The organism is Acinetobacter sp. LipI_23 (genome assembly GCF_058243045.1).
Map to the genome: position 1 here is coordinate 718,626 of NZ_JBZAYJ010000001.1, position 16,365 is coordinate 734,990.

Below are 16,365 nucleotides of genomic sequence, written 5' to 3' on the forward strand. Positions count from 1 at the left end.
ACGTGCTGTTATTTCATGTCTTTTAGTTTCAGTGCCGCTTCTTCTGCAAAATAGGTCCAGATGCCATCTGCACCCGCGCGGCGGCAGCTCATCAGTGATTCAATAATCACGCTGTCCGATAACCAGCCGTTTTGGATGGCCGCTGCGAGCATGGCATATTCGCCACTGACTTGGTAAACGAAAGTTGGCACGCCGAAGTTGTCTTTGACTTCGCGGACAATGTCCAAATACGGCATACCCGGTTTCACAATCACCATGTCAGCCCCTTCTTGAATATCAAGGGCAATTTCATGTAATGCTTCTGCGCGGTTGCCGACATCCATTTGATAGTTGTATTTGTTGCCACCTTTAAGGTTGCTGGATGAACCGACCGCATCACGGAAAGGGCCATAGAAGCTTGACGCGTATTTTGCTGAATAGGCCATGATTGAGGTGTAGATATGACCATTGGCTTCAAAGGCTTGACGAATCGCACCGATACGACCATCCATCATGTCACTTGGCGCAAAAATATCTGCGCCAGCTTCAGCATGGCTTAAGCCTTGTTTGATCAGTGCTTCAACGGTTTCGTCATTGAGTACATAACCTGTTTCATCAATGATGCCGTCTTGACCATGCGTAGTATACGGGTCAAGTGCGCCATCGGTAATCAGCACCATTTCAGGTAATTCTTTTTTGAGCAGACGTAGCGTGTTTTGAACCACACCATCTTCACGCCATGCTGCTTCGGCACTTAAGCTTTTATCTTCTTGGGGAGTAACTGGAAATAGCGCCAGTTTCGATACGCCAAGTTCAAGTAAACGTTCTGCTTTTTTTAAGAGTAAGTCCGCAGATAGGCGTTGCACCTTCGGCATACTGGGGATGTCTTGCGTCTGGTTCTGTCCTGGCAGGACAAATACTGGATAGATAAGATGATCTGTCGTTAAATGGGTCTCGCGAACCATAGAGCGCAGATGTTCATTTTTACGAATACGGCGCATGCGAGTAGCAGGGAAGGCGGGACGATTGAACGTATAGGTCATACAAATCTCGATAATCGGTATTAAACTAGGTCAGTATTGTAGACCTATCTTATGGCTTTGGGCACATATTGACGGGTTTTTATTGTTTTAAGAGTGAAGCAGATTGTTATGAGTAGTGGTGAAAAAAGCTGGACGGGCAGCATACACTTAGGAGCAAAAGTGGATATTGATGTGGTTTTTGAGCAGTTGGTTAAGGCTTTTAATGCGTCGCCATTTTTTAAGCACAACACCATGACTATGCGAGTCGTTGACGGGCAAATTGAAGCCTATATCGATATGCAAGATTACTTAATTGGCAATGTTGCGTTCCAAATTCTACACGGAGGCGTGGCTGCAACGGTTTTGGACAGTATTGGTGGCATTGTGGCGATGGGAGAGCTGTATAAAAAAGCGGAACCTGACACGATTGCGGACACCATTAAAAAAGTATCCCGTTTAGCTACAGTCGATATGCGGGTCGATTATCTCGCGCCGGGACGTGGAAAATACTTTATTGCCCGTGCTGAAACTCTAAGATTGGGGCGTAAAGGCTGCACGATGCGCATGACCATGGTCAATGATGAAGGCAAATCGATTGCAACAGCGATTGCTTCTTATGCTTATTAGTTTTAAATTAATTAAGTAGTTAATATTCAAGTGAAATTTACAGCATCTAATAGGAAGTTGGATGCTGAAAACTAAAATAGACTGAGAAGTTACAATTTATTTTCTCAAAATGTGATTATTTGCTTTTAGAATGCATCAAATTTTATTGTGACTTTCTCATCGACACCAATGCAGACAATACTTGTCTGATGTCCCTTTCGTCGGGATGATGCCGGCTGACCAAGTCTGTTAGATTTAGGAAAAATCAATGACAGATGCCCCAAATACACTGCCAGATACTGATCCAGCCGATCAAATCAATGATCAAGCACTGAAAGCTAAACGTAAGAAAAGCTTAGGTTTCGTAGCTATGATCCTGATCATTGCTGCCATTTTATTCTTGATTTGGAAACTGTTCTTTAACCATTCGGTTTCAACTGATAATGCTTATGTGGGGGCGGAAACGGCCTCGATTACTTCTATGGTGACTGGCCAAGTTGAAAAAGTGTTGGTCAGTGACACGCAAACTGTAAAGCAAGGCGATGTGCTGGTTTTGGTCGATCATCGTGATGCTGAAATTGCTGTAGCCCAAGCTCAGGCCGAATTACTTAAAGCACAGCGCCAGTATAAACAAAGTGCGGCCAACAGCAGCTCTTTAAACTCGCAAGTCTTTGTTAGCGATGACGCCATTCATAGTGCTGAAGCGCAAGTGGCTAAAGCCAAAGCGGAGTTAGATAAAGCGCAAGATGACTTGAACCGTCGTCAGCAGTTGAGTGCGACAGGCGCGATTTCTAAAGAAGAATTAAGCACGGCACAAGCTGCTTTAAATAATGCACAAGCGGGCTATAACTTGGCGCAAGCGGGTTGGGCGCAGGCTAAATCCAGTCAGAAAGCTGCGCAAAGCAATTTGGCTGCAAATGAAGCTTTAATTCAAGGCAGCAATGAAAATTCGACTCCCGATGTTTTGGTTGCTCAAGCAAAACTGAAACAAGCTTTACTTGATTTAGAACGTACTGAAATTAAAGCACCATTTGATGGGGTGGTGACGAGCCGAAAAATTCAAGTTGGACAGCGTGTGGCACCGGGTTCGGTACTCATGGTGGTGGTTCCAATTTCACAGTTATATGTCGACGCTAACTTTAAAGAAAGTCAGCTTAAAAATGTACGCCCAGGCCAAAAAGCAGTTTTAACCTCAGACCTCTATGGTGACTCAGTTGAGTTCCATGGCACGGTCTTGGGCTTTTCCGGTGGAACAGGTTCTGCCTTCGCGCTGATTCCTGCACAAAATGCCACAGGCAACTGGATTAAAGTGGTACAGCGTTTACCTGTGCGTATTCAACTCGACCCGAAAGAGTTGGCTGAACATCCTTTACGTGTTGGCTTGTCGATGGAAGCTCAAATCGATTTGAAATCGAAGTAGTTGCACATGAATAGCTATGTTCCCTATGGTGACTTAAAGGGTGGTCGCCTGATGTTGGCGGCCTTCGTCCTTGCATTGGCCAACTTTATGGTCGTGCTGGACATGACCATTGCCAATGTTTCTGTGCCTCATATTACGGGAAGCCTTGCAGTATCGAGTTCGCAAGGGACATGGGTGATTACCTCTTATGCCGTGGCTGAAGCGATTTGTGTCCCTTTAACAGGCTGGCTCGCAGGTCGTTTTGGTGGCGTGAGGGTTTTTACCTTAAGTCTGATTGGCTTCACCATATTTTCGGTACTGTGTGGTTTATCGACCAGCTTAGAAATGCTGGTTTTCTGCCGAATTGGTCAAGGTTTATTTGGTGGCCCGATCATGCCGCTCAGTCAGATGTTACTGATGCGGATTTTCCCTCCAGAAAAGCAATCCCAAGCGATGGGCATGTGGGCAATGACGACAGTGGTTGGCCCGATTCTTGGTCCAATTTTAGGGGGAACCATCAGTGACAACATGTCTTGGCATTGGATTTTCTTTATTAATATTCCTGTTGGGATCGCATGTGCTTTTGCAGCGATGCGTCTGCTTAAACCTGCGGAAACCGCAACGGCCAAACTCAAAATTGATCGCGGTGGATTGATCCTCCTGATTTTATGGATTGGGGCATTACAGCTCATGCTCGATCTGGGGCATGAACGTGATTGGTTTAATAGCCCTGCGATCGTGGTACTGGCTTTAACGGCTGTGATTGGCTTGGTGATTTTTACCATTTGGGAGCTGACCGAACGGCATCCAGTGGTGAATATCCAAATCTTTAGATACCGTAGTTTCACGATTTCTGTCTTGGCACTGGCCTTTGGCTTTGGCGCATTTTTTGGCAGTATTGTACTGATTCCGCAGTGGTTACAGATCAATTTGGGTTATACCGCAACTTGGGCTGGTTATTTAACCGCAACCATGGGTTTTGGTAGTTTAGCCATGTCACCCATTGTGGCGAAATTGGCAACCAAATATGACCAACGTGCACTGGCCAGTTTTGGTTTGAGCATCTTGGGCGGGGTGACTTTGATGCGTTCGTTCTGGACCACAGATGCTGACTTTTTTGCATTAGCACTTCCGCAAATCTTGCAGGGCTTTGCTGTACCATTTTTCTTTATCCCATTATCAAACATGGCACTGTCATCGGTATTACCACATGAAATGGCATCTGCCGCAGGTTTAATGAACTTCTTAAGAACCATGGCAGGGGCGATAGGCGCATCTATTGCTGTCACTATTTGGGACGACCATACTAAAGTTGCACGTAGTGAAATGGTCGGCAGTTTGCATGCAGATCAAACTCAGTCGGTGTTGATGCAGCAGGGAATGAGCGCGGAAGGTGCATTAGGCTATATTTCTAGTTTGGTGGATAAAGAAGCGTTGACCTTGTCGGCAAACTATATTTTCCTGATCTTGGCTTTGGTGTTTCTATTTGCAGCATCCATTATTTGGCTCTGTCCTAAACCTAAAATAGGGGCAGGCGGTGGCGGACATGCGCATTAGGGTAATAAAAAACCGCTTTTAGAAGCGGTTTTTTATTCTGCATGTTATGCAGTTTTATGATGTTTTGCTCTGTACACGACAAAAATAGATAACTCATTGAAATAATGTCACAATAATTGTTTTCTAACGACGAATACTATGATACATCTCAATGAGTTATATCTTATCTTAAACAAATCTCTAAAATGGAACAAGTCACATTTAAAGTGCTTTGCGCTCATCATGCTTGTGATTATTTTAAAGCAAACATGTAATCTTTCTTCTGCATCTAAAGCCTTGCCCATCAAGTGCTTACCACAATCATTTTATCGACGTATGCAGCGCTTCTTTGCAGGTCAGTATTTTGATTATCGTCAAATTTCTCAGTTGATTTTCAATATGTTTTCATTCGACCAAGTGCAACTGACTTTAGATAGAACCAATTGGAAATGGGGAAAACGAAATATTAATATCCTGATGCTCGCAATCGTTTATCGTGGAATAGCGATACCTATCCTTTGGACATTGCTTAATAAACGTGGAAATTCAGATACGAAAGAGCGCATTGCTTTGATTCAACGCTTTATAGCCATTTTTGGTAAAGACCGTATTGTGAATGTGTTCGCAGACAGAGAGTTTATCGGTGAGCAGTGGTTTACATGGTTAATTGAACAAGACATCAACTTCTGCATTCGTGTTAAAAAAACTTCATTGTCACCAATCATTTAGGAAAGAATCATAAAATTAGTGATTTATTTCGCCATCTTAAAGTTGGTCAAATTGAATGTCGTAAACGACGGATTTTGGTTGGTCGGGTGAAACTATATATAAGTGCACTACAGTTAGAAAATGGAGAGCTTTTACTCGTCGTTTCTCCTCAGTTTAATGCCAATGCTATTCAGGATTATGCATTACGCTGGGAAATTGAAACCTTATTCAGTTGTCTCAAAGGACGCGGGTTTAATCTTGAAAATACGCGCTTGACAGACCCTAGACGAGTGAAAAAATTGATTGCGGTGTTAGCTATAAGCTTCTGTTGGTGTTACTTAACGGGTGAATGGCAACATGATCAAAAAAAAGCGATAAAAATAAAGAAGCATGGACGACTCTCAATGAGTTTATTTCGCTATGGTTTAGACTATGTTCAAATGGCGATTCAGCGTTTAATTGGTTTTGGGAAAAAAGAAGAGTTTAAGGAAATTTTGGCAATTTTAAGAAGGCAGAATCCTGATAGGATAAGGGTTCTGTGAAATTTGTCGTGTACAGAGGATGTTTTGAATATTTCAAAACAATAGAATTAAATAATCAAAGTTCTGACTTTGCGCGTCTTAAAGCGGATTGCCATTGTTGTAAGTGAAATTCACGTTGATCTGTGTTCATTTTGGGTTCAAAAGCACGTTCAAGCTGCCAAGACTGTGCAATTTCATCCAAACTTGAAAATACGCCACACCTTAAGCCTGCCATGGCCGCCGCACCCCATGCAGTCGACTCCTGCATCTTAGGGCGTAGTACAGGCACATTCAAAATATCGGCTTGAAACTGCATCAGCATATCATTTTGACTGGCGCCACCATCGACGCGGAGCTCTTTCAGCGGCTGCTGAATATCGGCTTGCATGGCGGTCAGTACATCAGAGACTTGAAAGGCAATGGATTCTAAGGCTGCACGAGCAATATGGGCTTTGTTGGTTCCACGTGACATTCCACATAAGAGGGCACGCGCTTCACTGTCCCAATGTGGTGCACCGAGTCCAGTAAATGCCGGAACCAGCATGACGCCATCGGTATCTTGAACTGTACAAGCTAATTTTTCAACATCGCTACTTTTTTGAATAATGCCTAAATTATCCCGTAACCACTGAACAATCGCACCTGCCATAAATACACTGCCTTCTAGGGCATAAGTGGTTTGATGTTGCGTTTTCCAACCCAGTGTCGAAAGCAGTTTGTTTTTACTGTATTGAACGGTCTCGCCTGTATTGAACAGCATAAAACAACCTGTGCCATAGGTGTTTTTTGCAGTCCCAATGTCAAAACAGGACTGTCCAAATAGTGCAGACTGCTGGTCGCCTAATATGCCTGTGATCGGAATATTGGCACCGAGCAAGCCTGCCGCGGTATCTGCGACGTAGGTATCTGAGTTGATGATTTTCGGCAGTAATGCAGACGGAATATTAAATAAATCTAATAGCTCTTCATCCCACTGCTGGGTACTTAAGTTCATGAGCATGGTGCGAGAAGCATTGCTGACTTCGATGACATGTTGAGCACCTTGGGTAAGATTCCAAATCAGCCAACTATCAATCGTGCCAAAGGCCACATGCCCCTGTTCAGCCAATCTGCGTAGACCATTGACATGCTCAAGTAACCAGACCAGTTTTCCTGCACTAAAGTAAGGGTCAATTCGGAGTCCAGTTTTGGATTGAATCTTATCTTTTAAGTTTTGCTGTAGGAGCTGATTACACCATTCAAATGCGCGACGGTCTTGCCAGATAATGGCTGGTGCAAGCGGCTGTCCTGTACGTTTATCCCATACGACAGTCGTTTCTCTTTGGTTAGTAAGACCAATTGCTTTGATGTCTTTGGCTAAAATACGAGCAGAAGCCAGAGCCTGCTGTACAACAGCAATTTGTGAGCTCCAAATCTCTTGGGCATCTTGTTCTACCCAGCCTGATTGGGGGGTATGTATACGTGTTTCGCGTTGCGCCGTTGCCTGAACTTGACCTTGTTCATTGAAAATAATGGCACGACTCGAAGTGGTTCCTTGGTCGAGTGCAAGTAAGTAGCTCATAAATTATTTTATTGTTGGACTTGAAAAGCAAAATATTAGCGCAATTATGTAATTAAGCGCATCAATATGTGTGTTTGTTTAGAAAATAGATCGTATTTTCTAGCAACTATGCTATGATTGCCGCTACTTTGGGGGTGTTTCTGGCTTCGACGCTGGTGATGAAACTCATAGATGCATGTCGAGAGCGCATTTTCTCTCGTAAATCAAATTTGCATTTTTTAGTCGCAAACGACGAATCATACGCTCTAGCTGCCTAAGGGCAGCTTGTCCGCCTCTCCGAATACTTGTGGTTAGAGAGTCCGACTGAAGCGCACGCACACAAGTCCGTATAAAACCAAGCCTCGGGGTTTTGTACTAAATTAAGAGGATCGCGATTTGTACCCTGTTCGTCGGGTCACAAAGAGTTAAAACAATAGACGATATCTAAGCATGTAGTATTCTCGAGCGTAGTGCTGGCGGACGCGGGTTCAACTCCCGCCACCTCCACCAAATACCTAACAAAACATACCCAAATATGTTTTAAATAGTAGATGAAAGGCTTGAATCTAAAGGGTTCAAGCCTTTTTTCTTGCCTAAACATAACCAAATATAACTAGCTATAGTGTACATGCACCGTGTACACTGCCTTGTACATTGCAAGATTTATTGAATCCGTTGGTGTACAAGCCATGAAAAGAACAGAAATTAAACGTAGACCGTTATCAGATACCGTACTGGCTAACCTTGAACCCGAATCGAAAGAGTATAGGGAGCTGGACGGTGACGGCTTATATTTTCGTGTAAAGCCCGATGGTAAAAAAGCATGGTTATTCAGATATAAAAAAGCTGATGGTAAATGGTCATGGCTTGGGATAGGTACTTATCCTGAATTGTCAGGCAAAGGCGCAAGAAAAAAAGCATCTGAGATAGTTCAAGACATTTCGCACGGCGATAATCCAATCATTACCAAACAAGAACGCAAGCGCAAAGAGCTTGAGCAGAATAATGCCACCTTTGAAGTATTGGCTCGTGAATGGCTGGACACAAAAGCAAATACTTGGGTACATGACACCATGATCAGAAACAAGGGTGCATTAGAAAAACATATATTCCCGATTTTTGGGAAACGCTTGTACACCACAATCAAACCGATTGAATGGATGAATCATTTAAAAGGTATTCAACAAAAGCAGGGCATCTATGAACAAGTAAATCGAGTTCGGGCTATGTGTCGTGATATATACGATTTTGCAAAGGTGACAGGCCGTATTGATTATAATCCACTGGAGGGGCTGCAAAAGTTCCTACAGCAAGGTATTAAACAAAATATGTCGCATGTGAGTGAACAGGAGTTCCCAGCACTACTTAGGGCAATCAATAATTATCCAACTATGGACGTTCGGATGGGATTGCAGCTTTTAGCTATGTTGTTCTGCCGACCTACCGAGCTAAGAGAAGCCAAGTGGCAGGAGTTCGACCTAGATCAAGGGGTGTGGAATATACCAGCCGAGCGTATGAAGAAACGCCGTGAGCATATCGTACCTTTATCCACTCAAGCATTAGCAATATTAAAAGAGTTGCAGACCTACCAAACTAATTCAGATTATTTATTTCCGAGCAGATCGGATAAGAGTAAGCCAAAGTCAGACACGGTTTTTATTATGGCTTTGCGCCGTATGGGGTATGAGGGCAGACAGACACCGCATGGATTTAGGCATATTGCCAGCACCTTATTAAACAATCGTGGTTTTGATGAACGTCATATCGAGGCAGCACTGGCACACGTAAAGGACGGCGTGGCAGGGGTGTATAACAAGGCTCAATATTTAGATGACAGAGCAAGCATGATGCAATGGTATGCGAACCATTTAGAAGAAATTGCGGATCAGAGCATTATTCAATTTAAAAAGGCGAAGTGACAAGACTTGTCGCACTACTAGCCAATAAATGCACAAATATAGGGAAATATAGATTATATTTAGTTTGCTAAGTCTAGGTTAGCTCCCGAAAGTCGGACACCCAATCCGATTGGCTTAGCATCATTTTGGGGTGCTGTGGGAGGCGCAATGCAATTAATCACTAGAACTCTAAATTTAGACTTAAATAATCCTTCAGTTAGAATATTGTCTGATTTAATGACATGGTTCCGTTAATTAGACCACTCAATTCAGTTTTATAAATGATAAATCCGCTCTAAATATTTAAATTATGCTGCCATTACTTTTAGTAAATGTTGATCATAAAATTCATCCGGTGTTGCCTTATTCAAACTTGAATGAGGACGTATCATGTTATAAAAATCCAAATATTCAGCAATTGATTGTTTCGCTTGTTTAACCGTATCGTAAGCCTTCAAATAGACTTCCTCATGCTTCACGCTGCGCCATAAACGCTCAATCATCACATTATCCATCCATCGTCCTTTCCCATCCATACTGATACGGATATTTCGCAATTTTAACTCATTCAAAAATGCCTCGCTTGTGAATTGACTGCCTTGGTCTGTATTAAACACCTCAGGACAACCATATTTCACAATTGCTTCTTGCAACGCATCTATGCAAAAGTCTGTTTCCATACTGATCGATACTCGATGAGCCAGTACTTTACGACTATGCCAATCTATAATTGCACACAGATAGACAAAGCCTTTAGCCATAGGAATGTACGTGATATCTGTACACCAGACTTGATTAGAGTGATCGATGACCATGTTTTTCAACAGATATGGGAAAATACGGTGTGCAAGATTAGGCTTACTGGTATTGGGTTTTGGATACAAGGCATGTATTCCCATCAAGCGCATTAAACGTCGGACTTTACGCCGACCTATTTGATGTCCTTGACGCTGTAGCATATCTCGTATCATTCGACTGCCCATAAAGGGGTAGTCGAGATGAATTTCATCGATTAGACGCATCCAACTCAAATCAGTTGATGAAATCTCTTTGGGCTTGTAATACAACGTACTGCGATTGATTTGAATCAATTGCGATTGTTGTCGTACCGAAAGTTGATGGGTCTTATCGATCATTTTTTGCCGCTCAGCTGCCCTATTTTTCTGAGCGCACCTTCTAAAAAATCAATTTGCAATGCCTGATGTCCTATCTTGGCATGTAGAGCTTTGAGGTCAATCTCTGGTTCTTGTTGTGCTGTTGGTCGTGAAAAAATATTGACTGATTGCTCAAGCAGTTGATTTTTCCAATCGATGATTTGGTTTTGATGTAAATCGAATTGAGTAGAAAGTTCAGCGAGTGTGTGGTCGCCTTTAATTGCTGCGAGAGCAACTTTAACTTTAAACTCTGCTGAATGATTACGACGTTTTCTTCGTGTCATGGTTGACTCCAAAAACAAGCATTTCCCATGCTTATTGGGGAGTAGATTATCACTTATAGGCGTGGTCTAAAATCCTAGAACCACATCAGTCCTATAACAGTATGACAGCGCAAAATTGCGTCCACCTACACGCGCGCGTAGTTGTTCCGAAACCTGAGTTTTCCGTAGTAGACCAGCGAAAAATTGCGTTGGTTAATGAACTACGAAACTTTCGTACAGTCACACAGTGTGGGTATGGTCAAAATGACCACCCCTAAAAGCGATGCTCAAAAGTGAGCAACGGTATTCACTGGACGAAAAATTGCGTTCAGTGGGGCATCTCCAAAAAGCTGCACACCCCGATACAGGATTTCCTGTATTGCACGTGACTATCAGTCACTCACAAAGATAACCCCAACTTTGGGGGCATCTCCATTTTGAATATGAGTTTTTGTGAGTAGCTCAAAGATACGCTCAAATCTGAGGGCATCTCTTAACTACCTTTAAAGTGTAGTAGCGGATCGGGAACATTTACCCCATTGGGGGATATGTCCAAACTTGGGAGCATTTCAAATGCGACCAAGTGAGTACCTTAAAGTCACTCAGTCAACAAACACGCGCACGAGGGATGTGCGGAAATGTGGTTTTAAGGCTTAAAATCCCAATAGAATTACAGCGTGATTATTCGGGCGGTTTACTTCTGCAAATAGCCTGAACACAGGACTACCCCCATTGGGGGATATGCTCAAATTTGAGCGCATTTCAAATGTGACCAAGTGAGTACCTGAGCCACCAATAAGATGAGCAGATCGAATATTTAGTTTTTCGCTCCACCAAAAGGAGGAAGCCAAATAACGAGCCTCATAATTCGATCCGCTAAAAGGAGTGTTTTTAACTCCTGAGTTCGCCACCCAGCATAACAACTAAACTCAGAGAAATGGCCTAGCAACAGATAATCTGTACACTGTGGTGTACACTGTGATTTTTGTATAAATATTAAATTATATAAAACAGTTATTTAGCAAATTTGTTCAATTGACGCCACCCCTCTTCAAACTATTTAAAAACTATGTATTAATAAATAAGTGAAATTTTTGCTATGAAAATGGGGGGACAAGTTTTCACATCTTTGTGCAAAAAATCCATTTACTGCCAAGAAAAAAGCGTTCAAGAAAGAGAAAAATGACATCTGACATACAAGAGCGTCGAAATGAGTAAGATCAAACAAAAATAGAAAAACAACCCGAAATTTTACATTTGTAATAGTCTCCTTATCTGTCCGTTAATATCAGCATGTTCTGTAATATTTACAGTTTCTAAAATGCACAAAATAAAATCACTGAATGTTATTAAAGCACAGTATTTTACCCATTTACTCTGCATGAAAAGTAAAAATATGTGCAAATTGCCCACATTTAACAATTTAACCTAAATAAATTTAAACGTTAAAAAATTGGCATAGCTCTTGCAATACAGCGCTCAAGAATTTTAATTGAATAGTAGGAGTGTTGAATATGAGCGCGCATGCAGAGTCGCCTTTAACAGAAACACCACTTTCACAACGTAAAGGCTTTTTCCCAATAGCCTTAGTGTTATTTAGTTTTACTTTTTTCACAGGAACTATGTTCGCTGGTGGAAAAATTGGGGTGGCTTTTGAGTTCACTGATATTTTGTGGATTGTAGCCATAGGCAACTTGCTATTAGGAGCTTATGCCGCGACCTTGGGATTTATTTCTGCACGTAGTGGCTTAAATACAGTTCTAATGGGACGTTTCTGCTTTGGCAACTGGGGCAGTAAATTATCAGACTTTATTTTAGGTTTTGCTGAATTAGGCTGGTTTGCTTGGGGAACAGCAACTCTGGCGATTTCACTTGGAAAAATATTAGGATTTTCTGACAGTTTACTCATTCCTTTGATGGTGCTATTTGGACTCGGTTTTTCCATTACAGCAATTGTTGGCTTTAAAGGACTTGAATATCTATCCCGTGTATCGATTCCTTTAATGTTTATTTTGCTCGTTACTTCTATTGTCTTGGCGACCAAAGAAATTGGTGGATGGACTGGTTTAACTAGTGTTCAACCGACAGAAACACTCACATTGGCAACAGCCATTACCATGGTATTTGGTACCTTTGCTAGTGGTGCAACACAAATTACCAATTGGACGCGCATGTCTAAGAGCGGAAAAATCGCGATTTGGGCATGTCTAGTGAGCTTTGTAATTGGTAATGGTCTAATGGTCCTAGCAGGCGCTTGGATGGCAATCGTTTATCAACAACCCGATATTGTAGAGGTCTTAGTCTTACAAGGGTTATCTATTGCTGCAGTAGTGATGCTTTGCCTGAACTTATGGACGATCCAAGGCCCAGCAATCTATAGTGTTTCAACTGCTGCTTGCCATATGGTAAGAAGTGAACGCCGTAAAACCATGGTGCTTGTAGCTGCTGTTGCGGGGATCATTTTAGCTGCTGCTGGTATGTATGAGCTATTGATTCCGTTCTTATTACTCCTTGGCGCAATTATTCCTCCACTTGGTGGTGTGATCATGGCGGATTACTGGATTCGTCATAAAGGAAAATATCCATTATTAGCTGAAGCAAATATTCCTAATTTTAACTGGATTGGTTTGATTGCTTATTTCACAGGCGCAATTGTTGCCTATGTATCACCATGGATTGCACCTATTGTGGGTATTGTGGTGGCATGTACCACTTATAGTGTGTTGAATTATTTATTCCCATTACGTCAGGAATCATCTGTCTTAAATATAGTAGATGCAGTGGAGTAATGCGATGAATATGACCGTTCAAGATATCCTGAATCTACCTTCACTTTACCCACTAAAATTATGTGGTGGAACAGAAAATATTCATCGGCCTGTCCGCTGGTTCTATGTAGCAGAAAATGAAGGAATCGCTGAATGGATTGAGGGTGGAGAGATTGTATTTGTTACGGGAATCAACTATACCCGTGATGAAAATAATCTCTTAGGGTTACTTGAACAGGCATATGAACGAAATGTAGCTGCGCTTGTCATTATGACAGGTCAGGAATATATCCATGAAATTCCACCTAAACTTATTTCACGCGCAAATGAGCTTGGTTTACCGTTAATTGAGCAACCTTACAGTTTGAAGATGGTTGAAGTTACGCATGCGATTGGTACACAGCTAGTTCAGTTTTCTCAAGTCAAAAAATCGAGTGAAGATGTAATCTCTCAATTACTGACAGGGGATTTTCCATCGGTAGAGACAATTCAACTTCGTGCCAAACAGTTAAAAATTAACTTACTTGGACGTCATGTGATTACAGTACTGCGCTTACACAATATTCATGCCTTGTTTCATACCGATACTGATGCTGTGCATGAAAATCATTTTTTCAGAATTAAACAACAGTGTTATGAAGCCTTGGAAAAATGGTCCAAACAGTGGAAGCAAAAAATTCCAGTCATCCGTCAGGGGGATCAGTTTAGTTTGGTACTCAACCTTGATGATCATGATATCGATGCGTGGAAAAAATCACTCATAGAAGTGATCGATCAAATGAGTCAACTTGATAATAACCTTAAGGTCTTTGCAGGGTTATCAAATGAAGTGAATTCTGCAGTGGCATTTCAACGAGGATTTTGGGAAGCATCCCAAGCTCAGGAAATTGCTTTTGAAATGCAGATGAAAAATAGTATTTGCCAATATCGTGATTTGGGGGTGCTAAAACTTTTAAAAGCGATTCCGAACAAAAGCGTATTGCAGCAATTCATGCATGAAACCGTGGGTATTCTCATTAGCGATAAAAAGCATCCATTTGTACTACTCGAAACGTTAGATGCCTGGCTTAAAGAAAATGGCAACTTAAATGATACAGCCAAACGACTTGGTATCCATAGAAACACCTTAAACCAACGGATTCAAAAAATTGAATCACTGACAAATCAGGTCTTAACTGAGGCAAATTTCCGTCTAAATGCTTCAATGGCATTACTGATCTGGCACATGAGTCATTAATTATTTTAAAAGGAACCAACATGAAAATTATCAATGCAGTTTTACGTCAACAAGAAGGGCTATTTAGTATTACTTACAACAATGGCATCTTTGAAGCCATTGAAAAACAGGCTAGTCTCATTCAAACAGTTGATGTAGATACTATCGATGCACAACAACAATTAGTCATGGCTCCTTTAGTTGATCCACACATTCATTTAGATGCTGTACTCACTGCGGGTGAGCCTGAGTGGAATATGTCAGGTACACTCTTTGAAGGGATTGAACGTTGGGGGCAACGTAAAGCCACGATCACTTTTGAAGATACTAAACTACGTGCTTTAAAAACGCTAGATATGCTCATTGAGCATGGTATTCAACATGTGCGTACACATGTCGATGTCACTGATCCAAGCTTAACTGCAATGCGAGCTATGCTTGAAGTTAAAGAAGAAATCAAAGATAAAGTGAATTTGCAGATTGTAGCATTTCCACAAGAAGGTATTGAGTCATTTAAAAATGGTCGTGCTTTAATGGAGGAAGCCGTAAAGCTTGGTGCTGATGTAGTTGGTGGCATTCCACATTTTGAATATACCCGTGAAAAAGGTGTAAGTTCAGTTCATTTCTTGATGGATTTAGCTGAAAAATATAACTGTCTGGTGGATGTACACTGTGATGAGATTGATGATCCAGCATCTCGCTTTTTGGAAGTTTTGGCAGATGAAGCACATGTACGAGGTATGGGGGAACGTGTAACAGCTAGCCACACTACAGCCATGGGATCTTATGACAATGCCTATTGTTACAAGTTATTCCGCTTACTAAAACGTTCTAAAATTAACTTTATTTCGTGCCCTACAGAAAGTATTCATTTGCAAGGAAGATTTGATAGCTATCCAAAGCGCCGAGGTTTGACCCGTGTACCAGAAATTGACCGTGCAGGCATGAATATTTGTTTTGCTCAGGATTCAATTCGTGATCCTTGGTATCCAGTAGGAAACGGTAATATTATTCGTATTCTGGATGCTGGCTTACATATCTGTCATATGCTGGGTTACGAAGACTTACAACGTTGCTTGGATTTTGTTTCATATAATTCGGCCAAGACTTTATGTCTAGGTGATCAATACGGGATTGAGGTCGGACGTCCAGCAAGCTTCATTATTATGCCGGCTAAAAATGATTATGAGGTTGTTGCGAATCAAACAAAAGCTATTTTAAGTGTGCGTAATGGTAAAATTATTATGCAAAGATATCAGGAGCAAGTGAACTTAACCAAAGTTGAGAATCTAACTACACCAGCATAATTAAATAAAAAACCGATGTTTATACATCGGTTTTTTCAATGTTATAGAGCTAATTTACTAAAGTTTTAAAAGCTAAGGGCTTTGTTGCACAAAGCTTTGAAAGACAGAGTTCGCCTAAATTCCTAAAACAACCTGATACGGTTTAAATCCTTCGACCACTGCTTTGGAAATCAACTGAATAAAAGCTTCAGTTTTTCCATAAGCCATCCATTGATCCAATGCTTCATAGTAAGCTAAACGATTCTCTACAGTAATCACACAAGGTGGATAACCAGCTTTAAGCAATTCGAGGTTCATCAATAGGCGTGATGTACGGCCATTGCCATCAACTATTTATAGTGAATACTGTGTATATGCGATATAAGTAATTGATAAATATCATCTTCTAAAAATGCATAGTATGTATTATTTATATGTATCTTAATTAAAGTGTTCAAAAGTGATTATT

Annotated in this window: 11 protein-coding genes, 1 other RNA gene and 1 pseudogene; 9 read left to right on the plus strand and 4 right to left on the minus strand. The window is 41.4% G+C overall.

The features are described from left to right. Positions 1-8: 8 nt before the first annotated feature. A complete protein-coding gene (gene hemB, locus AC4CVD_RS03510) occupies positions 9-1,022 on the minus strand; it encodes a porphobilinogen synthase (RefSeq protein ID WP_005400146.1) in 1,014 nt (337 codons plus the stop codon). A gap of 108 nt (positions 1,023-1,130) precedes the next feature. On the opposite strand from hemB, the gene AC4CVD_RS03515 reads away from it, so the two are divergent. From AC4CVD_RS03515 to AC4CVD_RS03530, 4 genes are all read left to right on the plus strand, one after another. Then, entirely contained in the window at positions 1,131-1,628 is a 498-nt protein-coding gene (locus AC4CVD_RS03515) for a thioesterase family protein (protein WP_004694841.1), read from the plus strand. 247 nt (positions 1,629-1,875) lie between these two features. After that, the gene (locus AC4CVD_RS03520; RefSeq protein ID WP_279691553.1) at positions 1,876-3,027 is read left to right on the plus strand and encodes an HlyD family secretion protein; all 1,152 of its coding nucleotides are present in this window, start codon (positions 1,876-1,878) and stop codon (positions 3,025-3,027) included. 6 nt (positions 3,028-3,033) lie between these two features. Continuing rightward, positions 3,034-4,563, plus strand: coding sequence for a DHA2 family efflux MFS transporter permease subunit (locus tag AC4CVD_RS03525; RefSeq protein ID WP_279691551.1), 1,530 nt, complete (start codon positions 3,034-3,036; stop codon positions 4,561-4,563). Between the two features lie 138 nt (positions 4,564-4,701). After that, a protein-coding gene (locus AC4CVD_RS03530) for an IS4-like element ISAba1 family transposase (protein WP_100607965.1) occupies positions 4,702-5,792 on the plus strand; the annotation gives its coding sequence in 2 pieces (ribosomal slippage) (positions 4,702-5,242 and positions 5,242-5,792; 1,092 coding nt in all). 55 nt (positions 5,793-5,847) lie between these two features. On the opposite strand, the gene glpK is transcribed toward AC4CVD_RS03530, so the two are convergent. Continuing rightward, the gene (glpK, locus tag AC4CVD_RS03535) at positions 5,848-7,332 is read right to left on the minus strand and encodes a glycerol kinase GlpK (RefSeq protein WP_078426398.1); all 1,485 of its coding nucleotides are present in this window, start codon (positions 7,330-7,332) and stop codon (positions 5,848-5,850) included. A gap of 130 nt (positions 7,333-7,462) precedes the next feature. Between glpK and ssrA the strand changes: the two genes are divergently transcribed. Together ssrA and AC4CVD_RS03545 are read left to right on the plus strand one after the other, a co-directional pair. Further along, positions 7,463-7,821: a transfer-messenger RNA gene (gene ssrA / locus AC4CVD_RS03540) on the plus strand. Between the two features lie 179 nt (positions 7,822-8,000). Further along, entirely contained in the window at positions 8,001-9,230 is a 1,230-nt protein-coding gene (locus AC4CVD_RS03545) for a tyrosine-type recombinase/integrase (protein WP_490752045.1), read from the plus strand. Positions 9,231-9,517: 287 nt separating this feature from the next. Here the strand turns inward: AC4CVD_RS03545 and AC4CVD_RS03550 are convergent. Further along, positions 9,518-10,647 (minus strand): IS3-like element ISAcsp5 family transposase gene (locus AC4CVD_RS03550; protein WP_100607972.1). Its coding sequence is split into 2 segments (ribosomal slippage): positions 9,518-10,395 and positions 10,395-10,647, totalling 1,131 coding nucleotides; the frame shifts between segments, so codons are not numbered across the junction. A 1,493-nt stretch (positions 10,648-12,140) separates the two neighbouring features. Here AC4CVD_RS03550 and codB point away from each other — a divergent pair. The 3 genes from codB to codA are packed head-to-tail and all read left to right on the plus strand — an operon-like array spanning position 12,141 to position 15,917. Further along, positions 12,141-13,415: a cytosine permease gene (gene codB / locus AC4CVD_RS03555; RefSeq protein WP_004730473.1), complete on the plus strand. Its 1,275-nt coding sequence runs from the start codon at positions 12,141-12,143 to the stop codon at positions 13,413-13,415. Positions 13,416-13,419: 4 nt separating this feature from the next. Beyond that, positions 13,420-14,631, plus strand: coding sequence for a PucR family transcriptional regulator (locus AC4CVD_RS03560; RefSeq protein ID WP_026070411.1), 1,212 nt, complete (start codon positions 13,420-13,422; stop codon positions 14,629-14,631). Between the two features lie 20 nt (positions 14,632-14,651). After that, complete coding sequence (gene codA, locus AC4CVD_RS03565) at positions 14,652-15,917, plus strand: cytosine deaminase (RefSeq protein WP_279691010.1); 1,266 nt, start codon at positions 14,652-14,654, stop codon at positions 15,915-15,917. Positions 15,918-16,031: 114 nt separating this feature from the next. Here codA and AC4CVD_RS03570 read toward each other — a convergent pair. Beyond that, a pseudogene (locus AC4CVD_RS03570) lies at positions 16,032-16,247 on the minus strand (Fic family protein); the annotation flags it as partial. Positions 16,248-16,365 lie beyond the last annotated feature (118 nt).